The sequence below is a fragment of the Desulfofundulus luciae genome, from assembly GCF_030813795.1.
GTDB classification, from domain to species: Bacteria; Bacillota; Desulfotomaculia; order Desulfotomaculales; family Desulfovirgulaceae; genus Desulfofundulus; species Desulfofundulus luciae.
In genome coordinates this window covers 38007-52583 of the sequence record NZ_JAUSUX010000010.1, presented here as the reverse complement: position 1 = coordinate 52583, position 14577 = coordinate 38007, and the positions used below count along the sequence as shown (strand labels likewise).

The following is a 14577-nucleotide window of genomic DNA, read 5'->3' as shown; positions in this document are numbered from 1 at the left end:
CTCGATTGTGCTGAGTGCTAAACCCTTTTATGTTAAACATAGCACCGGACTGAACATTTGTCAAGGCAACACAAACTCCCGGAAGACAGCATTGGCCAGGGGTAAACCCCGCGAAGTCAACCTCAGGTGATTGGAGCATATTTCCACCAAACCTAAACTGCTTAATTTCTTTATCTGCTTACCAAAAACCTCTTCAATATTTTTCCCAAAACGGGCTGCAAATTTCTCCAGATCCAGCCCCTCTATAAGGCGGAGGCCCAGAAATACCGTTTCAGCCATCATGGTGGTCCGGGATAAATGCTCGCGGCCCGCCACCGGGAGCCCCCCGGCCAAAAGGAGCGCCTCGTATTCCTCCAGGGAACCGGTATTATAAAAGCGCTCGTCCCCAAGGCAGGAATGGGCTGCCAGGCCCAGGCCGAGATAGGGCTCGTTGTGCCAGTAGGTTAAATTATGCCGGCACCGGTAGCCCGGGCGGGCAAAATTGGAAATCTCATAATGTTCGTAACCCCGGGCCGCCAGAGAGTTGATTACCTCCCGGTACATGGCCAGTTCGGTTTCCTCGTCACAGGGAAAGACACGGCCTTCAGCCACCGCCCGGGCCAGCGGAGTGTCTTCCTCTATTTGCAGGGAGTAGGCGGAAATATGCTCCGGCTGTAAGGCCAAAATTTTATCAAGGCAGTGTTGCCAATCCGCCATGGTTTGGCCGGGTATGGCAAAGATAAGATCCAGGTTAAGATTGTCAAAACCAGCCCGGCGGGCCAACTGCACCGCCTCTACCGCCTGGGTAAAATCATGTAACCTTCCAAGCAAGCTCAAAAGGTGGTCCGAACAGGTCTGCACCCCCAGGGAAAGGCGGTTGACACCGGCGTAGCGCAAGGTCTTTAGCTTTGATAAATCCACCGTGCCGGGATTGGCCTCCACGGTCACCTCCACCCCGGAAAGCCACTGAAAATAACGGCTGCATCCTTCCAGAATGGCTGCCAGGTCTTCCTCCGGCAGACAGGTGGGGGTGCCCCCGCCGATGAAAATGGTTTTTAGCCGCCTCTCCTGTTGGGTTAGCCGCTCGTGGTACAGGGCCATTTCCTGTAAAAGCGCGACCCGGTACCGGCGGGCGGCCTCCGGGTCATAGGTATAGGAAACAAAGTCGCAGTACCGGCATTTGCGAATGCAAAAAGGTACGTGAATGTACAGGCTGATGACCACGGGCTCACTCCCCATTTACCTCTCTTCTATGCTCAGCACCGCCATAAAAGCCTCCTGGGGAATTTCTACGTTGCCCACCTGCTTCATGCGCTTTTTGCCTTCCTTTTGTTTTTCCAGAAGCTTGCGCTTGCGGGTTACGTCACCGCCGTAACACTTGGCCAGCACGTCCTTGCGCCGGGCCTTAATGGTTTCCCGGGCAATGACCCGGCTGCCAATGGCTGCCTGGACGGGCACATCAAAAAGCTGCCGGGGGATCAAACTGCGCAATTTTTCCACCAGTTGCCGGCCCCGGTAGTATGCCTTGTCCCGGTGGACAATACAGGTCAAGGCATCCACCGGCTCGCTGTTGATCAGGATGTCCAGTTTAACCAGGTCGCTCTCCCTGTAACCGGACAGCTCGTAGTCCAGGGAAGCATATCCCCGGGTGCGGGACTTGAGCTGGTCGAAGAAATCGAAAATGATCTCGGAAAGGGGCAAGTCGTAGACCAGCATGACCCGGTTTTCGCCCAGGTACTCCATGGTTTTAAAAGTTCCCCGTCGTTCCTGGGCCAGGTCCATTACCGCCCCCACATGGTCCCTGGGCACCATAATGGTGGCGGTAACAAAGGGTTCCTCCATCCGGGCCACCTTGCCCGCCGGGGGAATTTTGGTCGGGTTGTCGATGTAAAGCTCTTCTCCCGAAGTGGTGATCACCCTGTACACCACGTTGGGTGCGGTGGTAATCAAATTCAAGCCGTACTCCCGCTCCAGGCGCTCCTGGACAATTTCCATGTGCAACAGCCCCAGGAAGCCACAGCGGAAACCAAAACCCAGGGCTTCGGAAGTTTCCGGTTCGTAAACCAGGGATGCGTCGTTGAGCTTCAGTTTTTCCAGGGCGTCCCGCAGGTCGCCGTAATCCACCGTATCCACGGGATAAAGGCCGCAGTAAACCATGGGCGTGACCTTGCGGTAACCGGGCAAGGGTTCGGCCGCCGGGCGGGCGGCATCGGTGATGGTGTCGCCCACCCGGGTGTCCCTGACATTTTTTATGCCTGCAGCAACATATCCCACCTGACCCGTATCCAGCCGTCCGGTGGGAGTCATGGCCGGCTTAAAGATGCCCACCTCGCTGACTTCAAACTCCTTGCCGGTGGACATCATCCTTATGTGCATACCCTCTTCCAGGTGGCCCTCCATCACCCGCACATAGGCAATAACCCCCTTATAGGGGTCGTAATGGGAGTCGAAAATGAGAGCTTTTAAAGGAGCAGCGGGATTGCCGCTGGGGGGCGGTATGCGCCGCACAATGGCTTCCAACAGCTCCTTTATCCCGGTACCCAGCTTGGCCGAAACCAAAATGGCCCCGGAAGCATCAAGGCCGATTACGTCCTCGATTTCCCGCTTGACCTTTTCGGGGTCGGCCGCGGGCAGGTCAATTTTATTAATCACCGGAATAATTTCCAGGTCGTTTTCAATGGCCAGATACACATTGGCCAGGGTTTGCGCCTCGATGCCCTGGGCCGCATCCACTACCAGCAGGGCTCCCTCGCACGCCGCCAGGCTGCGGGACACTTCGTAGGAAAAATCCACGTGCCCGGGAGTATCAATCAGGTTTAACTGGTATTCAACCCCATCTTCAGCTCGATAGGTAAGGCGTACGGCCTGCAGCTTGATGGTAATGCCCCGCTCCCGTTCCAGGTCCATTTGATCCAGCACCTGGTCGGTCATTTCCCGGGGACTGATAGCTCCGGTATATTCCAAAAGCCTGTCGGCCAGGGTGGACTTACCGTGATCAATATGGGCAATTATGCAAAAATTGCGGATTTGTTCTCTCCCCATACAAAATCACCATCCCAAATCTCTCAAAGCCTTATTATAACATCATTTACTGATGGTGAAAAGGATACTTTACTCACCTCATACGCGCTAAAGTGCAGCCTCTCCTCATACGTCATGATGAGTTCCCTCATTAAATTCAGGTACCGGTCAAGCCACGGTTGCTGAAGATATTCCACGACATCTTTCATAACTTGCCCCAGGTGTAAGGGTTCCGGGGGCAAAAGAAATTGATTATACCCCGCCACCACCACCTCCAGGCCAAAGATGACCAGACCCAGAAAAAATCCCAGGGCAACGAACGTCCTCAACCAGCTAAATCCCATGGTATCACTTCCCATTTTCCAGTATTGAGCGATAAAGGCGGGTTTATACCTGGACAAAAAAGACCACCCGCCGGCAAAACCGGTCAGGTAGTCTTTTTGCTTTGCCCCTTAAAATTTCTTAAAACCAGTATGTAGGGTAACAACCGCCTCCCCGGCACCGGTGTACCAGCAGAGCGACGCCAAGCAAAACCACTGTACCAAGCAATACCGGTTCCAAAATAAACATAAACCCCTGACCAGTTAAAATAGCAGTCAGGGCGGTAGCCCCTCCCGGCGGATGTACCATACGGGTAAGAAACATCAGTAAAATGGCCAAAATCACGCCCAGGGTAACTGAAAGCCATGTGGTACCCATTAGCTGGTAGACCAGCACTCCCACAAACGCACTGATTACGTGCCCCCCCAGGACATTACGGGGCTGGGCAAAGGGGCTGGTACAGGAACCGTAAATGAGCGCCGCCGTGGCACCAAAGGGAGCAACCAGCAGGGGTAAATGATAATGAAAGGACAGAAAAGAAACAATACCCAGGCCAAGAAGGCTGCCCAGAGCGCACCAGAGCATATCGCTGGTGGTGGGACGGGCCGGGCACTTGCTGGCGGTCCGGATTCTGGCCAGCAGGCCCTGCCGGGGGGTAACATGATCAACAGCCAATTGAGGGGCATGATCATTTTTAGGAAGGGGAGCCGACACAGGGGGTCACCTCCACGGAACATTCTTCTCCCCTCTAAATAAATTGTAATCCTGAAATGGGGGTATGATCCAGATCACTTTTAAAACCTTTGGTGTTAAAAAATTCCCCGTAGGGCCCCGTTCTAGTTTAGCACCACCATTCCCCGCTGGGATTTCAGCGTGTGATAAAATAAAAATGCCAGAGGCAAATGTTTGGCGTGATATGAGCGGCGATGAATCAACCGGATTACCTGCCAGGAGGTGGTAGCTATGCCATTCAAAGAAGGAGAATTGGTTGTTTTCGCCGATCACCGCGCTCAATTTTTGCAGCGTCTGATTCCAGGAGAGCGCCTGCATACATATTGGGGTTACATTGAACACAACGACGTGCTGGGGCGCGAACCCGGAAGCGTTATCAAGACTTCAGAGGGTAAGAAACTCTATGTTTTTTACCCAACTCTTTCAAACTATATAGTAAAGATGCCGCGCAAAAGCGGCATCATATACCCGAAGGATTCAGGCATTATTATGATGTGGGCGGATGTCCGGCCCGGTGACCGGGTGTTGCTTGGAGGTGTGGGCAGCGGGGCGCTCCTGCTCGCCGTACTGAGGCAGGTAGGGACGGCCGGGAAAGTGGTAGCTTACGACATTCGGCAGGACATGCTTGACTGTGCCGTAGAAAACATTAAAGCCTACTTTGGCGACTTGCCGTCTTACCTTGAACTCAGGCTTGGGGACATTTACGAGCCAACCGGGGAATCGGGATTTGACCGTGTGCTCCTGGATGTACCGGAACCCTGGCGGGCGGTCAAGACCGTGGATAAAGCCCTTATCCCCGGGGGCATATTATGTTCTTACCTGCCTTCCATTATGCAGGTTCGCACTTTTACGACTGTCCTGCAAAAGGCAGGCACCTTTGGTTTGATTGAGACCGTAGAAGTAATGGTTAGAGGCTGGCACATAGATGGCCGGGCTGTAAGGCCCCAACACCGCATGGTGGGCCATACCGGGTTCCTCACGTTTGCGCGCAAGCTAAGCAGCCAGGAATAGTTGGGGGAAGTGAATTATCCCGTCTTCCTTTCATTCGGTGCCGGGTTGGGCGGGCTCAGCTTCCAACAGCTTCTGCACCTCTTCCCCCAGCACTTCGGCAAACAAGCGGGCCGCGGCCACTGCCTCCCCGGTGGTGTTATTGGCGCTGCCAATCTCCACCAAAAGCGCCCGGGGATGGAGAAACTGATTATAACGCCCCTCCTTAATCCTTACCCCCTGACATAAACCGGGGTACTTTTTGTCCAGGGCTGCGGCCAACTGCCTTGCAAACTGCTCATTCTGCCGCCAGGTGGGAAAGGGCGCCCTGGCGTCCGAACCGACGACAAAGAGGATGGGGGCTGCCTCAATACCCTTCACCTTGACCAGACAATCCCGGCGGGGCTTTCCAGCATCCCTGTGGATGTCCAGGAGCACTTTCAGCTGTGGCTCTTCCTGCAGCACTTCCCGCACAGTTTTTTCAGATTCCATATACGATAAATTATACTGCCGGTCATGGATTTTTTTAATGTGCAGGGTGGGAATACCGTATTTGGATTCCAGCTCCTGGCGTATAATCTCCCCCACCTTAACCACACCTCCTTCTTTCCCCTCCAGTCTGGCCACACCATCCGTAAGCGCGTAGGTTTCCCCGGTGTGGGTGTGATAAATGGCCACCAGGTACTCCCCGGAGGTCTTTCGGGCCATACCCGCGTGTTCCTCGGAGGCAGGTTCTACCGGATTGACCTCCACTTCCTGCTTTACCGGTACATAAGCCAGCAGGGGCAACTGGGAACGAAGCAATGCCCGGGGGTCTCTGCCGGGCAGAGCAAAAGAGTCAACCAAACTGGGCCATAAACTAAAAAGCGAGCCTGCAAACTCACCTTCATCCTGTTCGCCAGCTGCGTGATGGGGCATGGCGGCCTCCAGGAACAGCCGGGGGTCCCTGTTTAAAAGGACCTGTCCTCCCCAGCGCAAAAACAAAACCCCTGTTCCAACCGCCAAGGTAAGGAGCGAAAAAATAATCCCGGTAACTACCAGGAGACCGTAGAGTTTATGCCACAGCCAGCGGTGGCGGTCGCGGTAAAGAGCGTGGTACATAAAAAATCCCCTCCCGGATTGCCCGTACCATTTTATGCCCGGAAGGAGATCTTTATGAAGCCACCCTGCCTGCGGGCTGAAGTGGCTTAACTGCTAGCGCAATACTGTAGGCACCACAGCATCTATAAGTCCGATAACAAAGGCAGCAATCAGCGCGCCCAGCAAATTAACACTGAGCAGATTGGGAATGATAAACTGGGCCACGTAGATTACCACTGCGGCGGTAATAAAACCTACTAGGCCCCGGCTATGGGGTGAAATCCGGTCGCCCAGGAGGGCTTCCACAATATAACCAAGCACGGCAATAACCACCGCGGCAATCAGTGCCCCTACGAACCCCCCGCGCACCACAAAGCCCGGGGAGAGCCAGCTCACCACAATGAGCACCAGCGCCGAGACGATAAACCTTACAATCACTCCCAGCCACTGCATCATGGCATCACCTCCTCCTTTTTGCTACGAACATAGCTTTGACAAAAAAACGGCTGGCTATACCGGTTGCCCTTGCAATTTTTTTAAACCCGTGGTAAAATGAGGGCTGTTGGGAGGTGACTGAAAGGTGCCCAATACCAGGTCGGCCATAAAAAGGGTGAAGGTTACCCGCAGGCGCACCCTCCGCAATAAGCAGCTGAAGTCTGCCCTGCGCACTGCCATTAAGAAGTTTGAGCGGGCTCTGGCAGCCGGTGTCAACGTGGAGGAAACGAGGGAACTCTTGCGCCGGGCGCTGAGGGCCATTGACAAGGCGGTAACGAAGGGTATCATCCACAAAAATACTGCTGCCCGTAAAAAATCCCGCCTGACCAGACGTTTCAACCGCCAGGTAAGTTAACCCCAAGCAATCCTCCCGGAACAACAACCTAAAAATAACCAAAAAAACCACCCGGTAGTAGAGGTGGTTTTTTTAGTGCCTTTTTATTAAGCTATGCTACGGTTCCCAAACCTATCTCCAGCAGGAGCATTTCGACGCCCGGGTAAAACTCCAACCTGCCCCTCTTCACCGCCCGGTCCAGTTCCAAAAGTTTTTGCAAGGCCGTGACTACCTGCTCCCGGGTGAAATTACCTGCCTGGGCTAAAAGCTTTTGGGCGACAAAGGGATGCACTCCCAGTCTTGCCGCCACCTCACCCGGCAGCCGTTTTTCGGCGGTTAGTTCCAGGGCCTGCAGGATCAGGCGGAACTGCCGGGCCACCATGGCCAGGATAGCCGGACCCGCCTGCCCCTGTCGTATTAACTCCCGGATGCCCTCCAGCGCCGCCCCGATCCGCCTTTCCCCGATGGCATCGACCACGTTAAAAATATTTTCCTCCAGCACCGGCACGGTGAGGCGATAAATGTCTTCCTCCAGGATGGCTTCCCTGGAACCGGTATAAGAAATTAACTTTGCCATTTCCTGGCTCAAAACAAACAGGCTGGGACCCACCCGCTGCACCAGCAACCCGGCTGCGGCCGGGGTGATGGTCTTGTGGGCCAGGCGTGCCTGCTTTTCCAGCCAGCGTACCAGGTCCCGGTTTTTTAAATAGGTAAATTCCACTACCCGGCCGGTTTCTTTAAGCGATTTAAAAAGGCGTCGCCGCTGATCCACGGGATGGGTGGTGGTAAAAATCAGGCAGGTAGTGGGAGCAGGCTGCTGCAGGTAGGCCAGCAAAGGGGTCTCCGTATCCCGGGAGGAAGCTCTGGTTCCCTTTTTGCCGGGGGTACCGGGAGAAGCGGTAAAAAAGGGGGCATGGCGGACCACGACCAGGCGCCAGCCGGCCATAAAAGGGGGTGTTTGTGCCCGCGAGACAATATCCCCTTCGGTGACCTCTTCCCCGTCCAGAATGTCAAGGTTGAATTCCCCTGCCGGGGGAGCCAGAAGTTTCTCCTGGAACCTTTGGACGGCCTTTTCCTGCAGGAATGCTTCGTCGCCGTAAAAGAGATACACCGGAGCAATCTTTCCTTTTTCCAGTTCATTAATCAAATCCAAATAATACTTCAAGCCCACCCCCCCTTTTTGGCGGCTTACCCCTTGAGCTTTTCCTCCACCGCCGATACTTTTCCGGCCATGGTCAATTCCTTATCCCGCCGGTCGTCAATGCGAATGGTGGTCACCACCCGGGCAATCCCCTGGGTAAAGGGCACTTCGTGCATCCGGCGGACCACCGAAAGAATGACATCCAGATCCCCTTCCATGATGGTCCCCATGGGGGTCAATTGGTAGCGAATATCCTTTTCGCCCTGCAGGATAGCCACACACCGGGCTACATAGGCACTCAAACTGGTACCGGCGGTACCGACAGGCACAATGCTTACTTCCACCACGGCCATTATCATCACCCTTTCCCAAGGTTAATCCAGACCCAGGAAATTAACAATGAGATCTGCCACCGCTCCTACTTCGTCTCTACCAAAACAGGGAAGCTCTGCATGGTGAGCACCGTCACCTACCACGGCAATCAACCGGTCCTTCCTCCCCACCAGGGCGGTGCATCCCTTGAGCGGGCATACTTCGATCTGGGGCCAGTCCGCCTTTTTGTAGCCTTCCGCCAGGACGATATCCACCGGGCCAAGCAAAGGGACGATCTGCTCCGGGGACAACTCTTCTTCCACCTGGCGGATGACGGCAATTTTATGGGGAGCGGAAATGCATACCGCCCGGGCACCGGCCCGGGCATGGCGCCAGGTATCCTTGCCCGGCTTATCTATTTCAAAGTCGCCATGGTGGTGCTTGATGGTTCCCACGCGGTAGCCGCGCCGCTCAAATTCCGCAATCAGCTTCTCCAGAAAAGTGGTCTTGCCTGCGTTGGAGGTTCCTACGATGCATATTCCAGGCGGGCCGGACATGTTCTTCATCCCCCGCAACTACTCCCCGGTTCAAGGATTTCTATCCGGTCTCCCACCTTCACCGGCCCGCCGGCGAGAATGCGCACAAAGATACCCTCCCGGGGCATGATGCAGTCCCCGGCCAGCCGGCGAATCTCACAGGCAGAATGGCATTCCTTGCCGATCTGGGTCACTTCCCCAATGGCTTCAGGGCCGATGGCCAGCCGGGTACCCACGGGCAGGCTGGCCAGATCCATCCCCTCGGTGGTAATGTTTTCGGCAAAATCACCAGGATTGACGTCCAAACCCAGTTCACGCATTTTTTGAATGCTTTCCATGGCCAAAAGGCTGACCTGGCGGTGCCAGGGCCCGGCGTGGGCATCCCCCTCCAGGCCGTGATTGGCCACCAGCATACCGGAACCAATGTTCTTTTTACGCGTACCCTTTTCCGGGCTTGCGCACACTGCTACGATTACTCCCATTCTTCTTCTCCCTCCCGCCGGAATTCCCCGCTTTTGCCGCCGCTTTTGCTAACCAGGCGGATATTCTGGATTATCATGGCCCGGTCCACGGCCTTGCACATGTCATAGATAGTCAGGGCGGCCACACTTGTGGCCGTGAGGGCCTCCATTTCCACCCCGGTCTTGCCGGTGGTCCGTACCCGGGCCTGGATCTCTACCCTGTCGGGGGGCTGCAGGCGAAAATCCACGTGCACACTGGTTAAAGGAATGGGATGGGCCAGGGGAATGAGCTCCTGCGTCTTTTTGGCGGCCATGATCCCGGCCAGCCGGGCCACCCCCAGCACATCTCCCTTGGCTGCGGTACCGCCGGCAATGATGTTTAAGGTTTCCGGGCGCATGAGCACTTCTCCCCGGGCCACTGCCTCCCGGACGGTATCCCCTTTCCCGCTTACATCCACCATGTGAGCCCGGCCCCGGGAGTCAAAATGGTTTAAAGGCGTACCTTCCATATATTGATTACCAACTCCTACCCACCAATTTGAGACATGTTTTTCCGGGAGCAGGAATGCCCCTGGTTTAAATGGTGCCGGCCGGGCTTGTCCCGGACGGCCTGGCCCACCAGCTCAGCCAGTTCATCCAGGGTGGCCCCCCGGCGCAAAGGCCCTTTGAGATCAATTTCGTATTCATGAAAAAGGCAGGGCCTCAAAGCGCCGGTGGCGGTCAGGCGCAGGCGGTTGCACCGTCCGCAGAAATGGTCGCTCACCGCACTGATAAACCCAATGGTCCCCGCCGCCCCCGCCAGGCGATAGTAGCGTGCCGGCCCGCTGCCCGTCAGCTTTCGTACTTCCTGCAACTGGCCCAGCTCCTCCTCAATCCGGCCCCTGATTTCCGCCGTGGAAACATAGCCCTCCCTGGAAACGGCAGCAGCCGTGCCAAAGGGCATCAATTCAATGAAACGCACGTGCAGGGGCCGGTCGAATGAAAGGCGGGCCAGATCGCAGATTTCATCATCATTAAATCCGCGCACGACCACCACATTTAGCTTAACCGGATGAAGGCCCAGCTCCAGGGACCTCTCAATTCCCTGCCATACCGCTTCCAGCCGCCCTCCCCGGGTAATGTAACTGTAGCGTTCGGGTTTTAAGGTATCCAGGCTGATGTTCACCCGGCGCAGGCCGGCAGCCTTTAACTGGCCGGCCTGGGCGGCCAGCAGGATGCCGTTGGTGGTGAGGGCCAGGTCGTCAATTTCCGGTATGGCGGCCAGCGCCCGCACGAGATCTGTTATCCCGCGGCGTACCAAAGGCTCTCCTCCGGTAAGGCGCACTTTTTTCACTCCCACCCTCGTCGATGCCTGGACCACCCGGACAATTTCTTCCAGGGTGAGGATTTCCTTCCGGGGCACGACGGATACTCCCTGAGGAGGCATGCAGTAACGGCAGCGCAAATTACAGCGGTCGGTGACCGAAACCCGCAGGTAGTTTATCTCCCTTTGATAACGATCTTCCATAGAATGCGCACCTTCCTTCGGAGTTAAGCCGGTTAAGGGAGTATTCTCGACAAAACGGCATTTTCCTGCCGCTACCCTCACAAAGAAAGTATGGTCAGATCACCGGGTCCTGTATAAATATTGTCCAATTGTCTAGACATGACGTCCAGTTTTTTATACAATACGGCTTTCTCGTATGGCCAGATGGGGCGGCAGGACCGGCTTTTTCCTGGTATTCTTTTTGCGTATGGCATTTGTACCGTGGCAAACCGTCAGGTGATCTTCGCAAGTTGAAATGGAGGTATGGCCATGCGCATAGAGCAGCACCCGGTTTTGGAATTCAGGCGAGGTAAAAAAATAAAGTTTACCTTTGACGGCAAAGAGTATGAAGGCTACGAAGGAGAAACCATTGCCGCGGCCCTGCACGCCGCCGGTATCCGGGTCATGCGGGAAAGCCCGGTACTTCACCGCCCCCGGGGCCTTTTCTGTGCCATCGGCAACTGTTCCTCCTGTCTCATGACTGTAAACGGGGAACCCAACGTGCGGATTTGTGTGGAAAAGCTGCGCCCGGGCATGGTGGTGGAAAGCCAGAAAGGAAAGGGAGTCATTTATGCAGCAGGAAATTAGCTTTGTAGAGATTGCGGTCATTGGCGGCGGTCCGGCCGGACTTTGTGCCGCCCTGGAAGCAGCAAACGCCGGTGCCCGGGTGGTCCTTTTGGACCGCCAGGACCGACTTGGGGGGCAACTGATCAAGCAAACCCACCGCTTTTTCGGTTCCCGCAGCCATAGGGCCTCGGAACGGGGGATTAATATCGCCGCCGAACTCACCGGACAGGTTACCTCCCATCCCCTAATTGAAGCCCTGACCGGTGCCACCGTCTTTGGTTTCTACGAAGACGGCGTGCTGGGAGTGGAACAGGAGGGGAGGGTCTTCTACCTGAAACCTTCCCGGGTAATTGTGGCTACGGGAGCATCGGAAAAAACCCTGGCCTTCCCCAACAATGACCTGCCGGGCATTTATGGTGCCGGTGCGGTACAGACACTGGTCAATGTTTACGGCATTCTGCCCGGAAAGCGGGTCCTGATGGTCGGCGCCGGCAATATCGGGGTTATCGTCACCTACCAGTTGCTGCAGGCCGGCATGGAGGTAGCCGCCATTGTGGAGGCTGCCCCGGGAATTGGCGCCTACTGGGTTCATGCGGCCAAGGTGCGCCGGGCGGGAGTACCCATCTATACCAGCCATACCATCAAGCGGGCTTACGGCGGACGGGAAGTGGAAGGGGCCGTGATCTGGCAACTGGATGAACAGGGCCAACCCGTGCCGGGGACGGAAAAGGACTTTGCCGTAGACACCATTTGTCTTTCCGTAGGCCTTTCACCCCTGGTGGAACTGCTGGCCCAGGCCGGCTGCAGGCTGGCCTACGTACCCCAGTTGGGCGGGCACGTGCCTTTGCGTGATGCCAACCTCCAGACCACCGTACCGGGAGTCTACGTGGCCGGCGATGCAGCCGGGGTGGAAGAAGCTTCGGCAGCGATGATGGAAGGCGCCCTGGCCGGGCTGCATGCCGCCTGCAGTTTGGGCTACGGCCGGGCCGGCTACGAGGCCCGGCGCCGGGAGTTGCAACACCAATTGGACAGCCTGCGTTCCGGCCCCGTGGGCGAAAAGATCCGCACCGGGCTGGCCAGGGTACTGGCCGGCTAGAGTTTGGGAGGTGAAGGTTATGCTGGCAGTAGATGGCATCCCCACCCCGGAGGACCTGGCGGCAAAGATACCCCCGCCGGAGCGGCTGGCCAAAGGACCGGTGGTTATAGCGGAATGCTTTCAACCCATTCCCTGCGATCCCTGCAGCCACGCCTGTCCCCGCCAGGCCATCGGACCCTTTGAGGACATCAACGAAATACCGCAGGTGGACTATGACAGATGTAACGGCTGCGGCCAGTGTATCACCCGCTGCCCCGGACTGGCCCTTTTCGTCGTAGATCTAACTTATAGCGAAAAGGAGGCCCTGGTCAAGCTGCCCTATGAGTTCCTCCCCCTCCCCGCGGAAGGCCAGGAAGTGGCCGGGGTGAACCGGGTGGGGGAAAAAGTGTGCCGGGCACGGGTGGTCAAAGTGGTGGTCACGGAAAAGATGGATAAAACCGCGGTCGTCTGGCTGGCCGTACCCAAGGAGCTGGCCATGGAAGTACGGCACTTTGTTATCACACATGTTTAAAATGGATGATATTTACCGTTCCAGGAGTGAAAGCCATGGAAGATAAAACCATTGTCTGCCGCTGCGAGGACGTAACCCTGGAGGAAATTCGGCAGGTCATTGCCGGGGGGGCCCACACCCTCGACGAAATCAAGCGGCTGAAGCGATGCGGCATGGGACCCTGCCAGGGGCGCACCTGCCGGCCCCTTATTGCCGGGGAAATCGCCCGTATCACCGGACAGGACCCGGCCAACGTGGCCCTGCCTACTTTCCGGCCGCCGGCAATCCCCTTAAAACTAGGTACCCTGGCCCGGGGAGGTGCCGGAAATGAACAGGCATGAAGTGATTATCATTGGCGGGGGCGTCACCGGCTGTTCCATTGCCTATCACCTGGCCGCCCGGGGCATGCGTGATGTGGCCGTGCTGGAACGAGCCTATCTCACCTCCGGTGCCACGGGACGCTGCGGGGCCGGTTTCCGTCACCAGTGGGGCACAAAAACCAACTGCCTTTTAGCCAAGCACGCCATTGCCAAGCTGGAGCGCCTGGCAGAAGAACTGGACTATCCCGGAGGCGTGGAAATCAAGCAGGGGGGTTACCTGATCCTGGCCTACACCCCCAAAATGGAAGAACAGTTTAAGAAAAACCTGGCCCTGCAGAAAAGCCTGGGCATCGACGCCCGCTGGGTAACACCCCGGGAAGCCCGGGAAATCGTACCCTTTTTAAACACCGAGGGCCTTCTGGGAGCCACCTTCTGTGCCAAAGACGGCCACGCCAACCCCTTTAAGGTCACCGATGCCTATGCCCGGGCAGCCAGGCGGCTGGGGGTGAAAATCCACACCTACACGGAAGTACAGGACATCAAAATTGAAGGCTCCCTGAAAACGGTCATCACCAACCGGGGGACTTTCCAGGCTCCGGTAGTGGTCAACGCCGCGGGCGGCCACGCGGCGGAAATCGGCCGCATGGTGGGGGTAGACCTGCCCGTGGTACCGGAAAGGCACCAGATCCTGGTGACCGAACCGGTGGAACAGGTCCTGGGGCCCATGGTGATGAGTTTCTACCACAACCTCTACTGCCAGCAAACGCCCCACGGCAGCTTTATTATGGGCCTGGGGGATCCCAACGAACCCAAGGAATACAACATCCGTTCGAGCTGGCAGTTTCTTTCCCAGATGGCCCAAAAGGTGGTCTGGCTCCTGCCGGTATTGAAAAACGTGCGGGTAGTCAGACAGTGGGCCGGGGTGTACGACATGAGCCCCGACCGCCAGCCGGTGCTGGGCGAGGTACCCGATGTGCCCGGGTTTTATGTCGCCGCCGGTTTTTCCGGCCACGGCTTTATGATCGCCCCCATGACCGGCCAGTTAATGGCGGAAATCATTTTAGGACTGCCCACCACCCTGCCCGTGGATATGTTCAGCCTGTCCCGCTTTACCACCGGCGAGCTGTTTGTGGAACCGTCGGTTGTCTAGGCAATTAACCAACAGCTGCTGCCACCCCTT

At 56.6% G+C, this 14577-nt stretch carries 19 protein-coding genes; 7 read left to right on the top strand and 12 right to left on the bottom strand.

Features of this window, described 5'->3' with window-relative positions; translation table 11 throughout:
* Positions 1–60 precede the first annotated feature (60 nt).
* The 4 genes from hemW to J2Z49_RS07625 form a co-directional block, all read right to left on the bottom strand.
* Positions 61–1203, bottom strand: a complete 1143-nt coding sequence (gene hemW, locus J2Z49_RS07640; protein WP_456151685.1) for a radical SAM family heme chaperone HemW — start codon at positions 1201–1203, stop codon at positions 61–63.
* Positions 1204–1218: 15 nt separating this feature from the next.
* Positions 1219–3021: a translation elongation factor 4 gene (gene lepA / locus J2Z49_RS07635; protein ID WP_307401615.1), complete on the bottom strand. Its 1803-nt coding sequence runs from the start codon at positions 3019–3021 to the stop codon at positions 1219–1221.
* Positions 3022–3044: 23 nt separating this feature from the next.
* A complete protein-coding gene (locus J2Z49_RS07630; protein ID WP_307401613.1) occupies positions 3045–3401 on the bottom strand; it encodes a hypothetical protein in 357 nt (118 codons plus the stop codon).
* A 61-nt stretch (positions 3402–3462) separates the two neighbouring features.
* Positions 3463–3996, bottom strand: a complete 534-nt coding sequence (locus J2Z49_RS07625; protein ID WP_307401612.1) for an HPP family protein — start codon at positions 3994–3996, stop codon at positions 3463–3465.
* A 288-nt stretch (positions 3997–4284) separates the two neighbouring features.
* Here J2Z49_RS07625 and J2Z49_RS07620 point away from each other — a divergent pair, with 288 nt between their 5' ends.
* Positions 4285–5064 (top strand): tRNA (adenine-N1)-methyltransferase, encoded by a 780-nt coding sequence (locus J2Z49_RS07620; protein ID WP_307401610.1) that lies wholly within the window; start codon positions 4285–4287, stop codon positions 5062–5064.
* Positions 5065–5094: 30 nt separating this feature from the next.
* Here the strand turns inward: J2Z49_RS07620 and spoIIP are convergent, their stop codons facing one another.
* Both spoIIP and J2Z49_RS07610 read right to left on the bottom strand, forming a co-directional pair.
* Complete coding sequence (gene spoIIP, locus J2Z49_RS07615) at positions 5095–6141, bottom strand: stage II sporulation protein P (RefSeq protein WP_307401608.1); 1047 nt, start codon at positions 6139–6141, stop codon at positions 5095–5097.
* Positions 6142–6234: 93 nt separating this feature from the next.
* Complete coding sequence (locus J2Z49_RS07610; protein ID WP_456151684.1) at positions 6235–6573, bottom strand: phage holin family protein; 339 nt, start codon at positions 6571–6573, stop codon at positions 6235–6237.
* Positions 6574–6700: 127 nt separating this feature from the next.
* Between J2Z49_RS07610 and rpsT the strand changes: the two genes are divergently transcribed.
* The gene (rpsT, locus tag J2Z49_RS07605; protein ID WP_307401603.1) at positions 6701–6970 is read left to right on the top strand and encodes a 30S ribosomal protein S20; all 270 of its coding nucleotides are present in this window, start codon (positions 6701–6703) and stop codon (positions 6968–6970) included.
* A gap of 91 nt (positions 6971–7061) precedes the next feature.
* Here rpsT and holA read toward each other — a convergent pair whose 3' ends face one another.
* The 6 genes from holA to moaA are packed head-to-tail and all read right to left on the bottom strand — an operon-like array spanning position 7062 to position 10906.
* Positions 7062–8114, bottom strand: a complete 1053-nt coding sequence (holA, locus tag J2Z49_RS07600; protein ID WP_307401601.1) for a DNA polymerase III subunit delta — start codon at positions 8112–8114, stop codon at positions 7062–7064.
* 23 nt (positions 8115–8137) lie between these two features.
* Positions 8138–8443, bottom strand: a complete 306-nt coding sequence (locus J2Z49_RS07595; RefSeq protein WP_307401598.1) for an MTH1187 family thiamine-binding protein — start codon at positions 8441–8443, stop codon at positions 8138–8140.
* Between the two features lie 21 nt (positions 8444–8464).
* Positions 8465–8959: a molybdopterin-guanine dinucleotide biosynthesis protein B gene (gene mobB / locus J2Z49_RS07590; RefSeq protein WP_307401596.1), complete on the bottom strand. Its 495-nt coding sequence runs from the start codon at positions 8957–8959 to the stop codon at positions 8465–8467.
* Positions 8960–8964: 5 nt separating this feature from the next.
* A complete protein-coding gene (locus J2Z49_RS07585; protein ID WP_307401593.1) occupies positions 8965–9420 on the bottom strand; it encodes an MOSC domain-containing protein in 456 nt (151 codons plus the stop codon).
* A complete protein-coding gene (gene moaC, locus J2Z49_RS07580; protein ID WP_307401590.1) occupies positions 9411–9908 on the bottom strand; it encodes a cyclic pyranopterin monophosphate synthase MoaC in 498 nt (165 codons plus the stop codon). The genes J2Z49_RS07585 and moaC overlap by 10 nt, the downstream gene beginning before the upstream one ends.
* A gap of 17 nt (positions 9909–9925) precedes the next feature.
* Positions 9926–10906 (bottom strand): GTP 3',8-cyclase MoaA, encoded by a 981-nt coding sequence (gene moaA / locus J2Z49_RS07575; protein ID WP_307401587.1) that lies wholly within the window; start codon positions 10904–10906, stop codon positions 9926–9928.
* Positions 10907–11194: 288 nt separating this feature from the next.
* Between moaA and J2Z49_RS07570 the strand changes: the two genes are divergently transcribed.
* From J2Z49_RS07570 to J2Z49_RS07550, 5 genes are read left to right on the top strand one after another with little or no spacing between them, the layout of a single operon-like run.
* Positions 11195–11512: a (2Fe-2S)-binding protein gene (locus J2Z49_RS07570; RefSeq protein ID WP_072866805.1), complete on the top strand. Its 318-nt coding sequence runs from the start codon at positions 11195–11197 to the stop codon at positions 11510–11512.
* Positions 11496–12587: an NAD(P)/FAD-dependent oxidoreductase gene (locus J2Z49_RS07565; RefSeq protein WP_407650066.1), complete on the top strand. Its 1092-nt coding sequence runs from the start codon at positions 11496–11498 to the stop codon at positions 12585–12587. Before J2Z49_RS07570 ends, J2Z49_RS07565 begins: the two co-directional genes overlap by 17 nt.
* Positions 12588–12606: 19 nt before the next feature.
* Complete coding sequence (locus tag J2Z49_RS07560; RefSeq protein WP_307401584.1) at positions 12607–13098, top strand: 4Fe-4S dicluster domain-containing protein; 492 nt, start codon at positions 12607–12609, stop codon at positions 13096–13098.
* A 35-nt stretch (positions 13099–13133) separates the two neighbouring features.
* Positions 13134–13418, top strand: coding sequence for a (2Fe-2S)-binding protein (locus tag J2Z49_RS07555; RefSeq protein ID WP_307401583.1), 285 nt, complete (start codon positions 13134–13136; stop codon positions 13416–13418).
* Positions 13405–14547 carry an NAD(P)/FAD-dependent oxidoreductase gene (locus J2Z49_RS07550; RefSeq protein ID WP_307401581.1) on the top strand — a complete coding sequence of 381 codons (1143 nt, stop codon included), beginning with the start codon at positions 13405–13407 and terminating at the stop codon, positions 14545–14547. Before J2Z49_RS07555 ends, J2Z49_RS07550 begins: the two co-directional genes overlap by 14 nt.
* Positions 14548–14577: the final 30 nt, after the last annotated feature.

What these genes read in the sequence shown, in the direction of transcription:
- J2Z49_RS07565 (WP_407650066.1), top strand. Translation starts at nt 11,496, where the DNA reads ATGCAGCAGGAAATTAGCTTTGTAGAGATTGCGGTCATTGGCGGCGGT.
- J2Z49_RS07620 (WP_307401610.1), top strand. Translation starts at nt 4,285, where the DNA reads ATGCCATTCAAAGAAGGAGAATTGGTTGTTTTCGCCGATCACCGCGCT.
- spoIIP (WP_307401608.1), bottom strand. Translation starts at nt 6,141, where the DNA reads ATGTACCACGCTCTTTACCGCGACCGCCACCGCTGGCTGTGGCATAAA.
- moaC (WP_307401590.1), bottom strand. Translation starts at nt 9,908, where the DNA reads ATGGAAGGTACGCCTTTAAACCATTTTGACTCCCGGGGCCGGGCTCAC.
- mobB (WP_307401596.1), bottom strand. Translation starts at nt 8,959, where the DNA reads ATGTCCGGCCCGCCTGGAATATGCATCGTAGGAACCTCCAACGCAGGC.
- J2Z49_RS07610 (WP_456151684.1), bottom strand. Translation starts at nt 6,573, where the DNA reads ATGCAGTGGCTGGGAGTGATTGTAAGGTTTATCGTCTCGGCGCTGGTG.
- lepA (WP_307401615.1), bottom strand. Translation starts at nt 3,021, where the DNA reads ATGGGGAGAGAACAAATCCGCAATTTTTGCATAATTGCCCATATTGAT.
- J2Z49_RS07585 (WP_307401593.1), bottom strand. Translation starts at nt 9,420, where the DNA reads ATGGGAGTAATCGTAGCAGTGTGCGCAAGCCCGGAAAAGGGTACGCGT.
- J2Z49_RS07570 (WP_072866805.1), top strand. Translation starts at nt 11,195, where the DNA reads ATGCGCATAGAGCAGCACCCGGTTTTGGAATTCAGGCGAGGTAAAAAA.
- J2Z49_RS07560 (WP_307401584.1), top strand. Translation starts at nt 12,607, where the DNA reads ATGCTGGCAGTAGATGGCATCCCCACCCCGGAGGACCTGGCGGCAAAG.
- J2Z49_RS07550 (WP_307401581.1), top strand. Translation starts at nt 13,405, where the DNA reads ATGAACAGGCATGAAGTGATTATCATTGGCGGGGGCGTCACCGGCTGT.
- J2Z49_RS07595 (WP_307401598.1), bottom strand. Translation starts at nt 8,443, where the DNA reads ATGGCCGTGGTGGAAGTAAGCATTGTGCCTGTCGGTACCGCCGGTACC.
- moaA (WP_307401587.1), bottom strand. Translation starts at nt 10,906, where the DNA reads ATGGAAGATCGTTATCAAAGGGAGATAAACTACCTGCGGGTTTCGGTC.
- J2Z49_RS07555 (WP_307401583.1), top strand. Translation starts at nt 13,134, where the DNA reads ATGGAAGATAAAACCATTGTCTGCCGCTGCGAGGACGTAACCCTGGAG.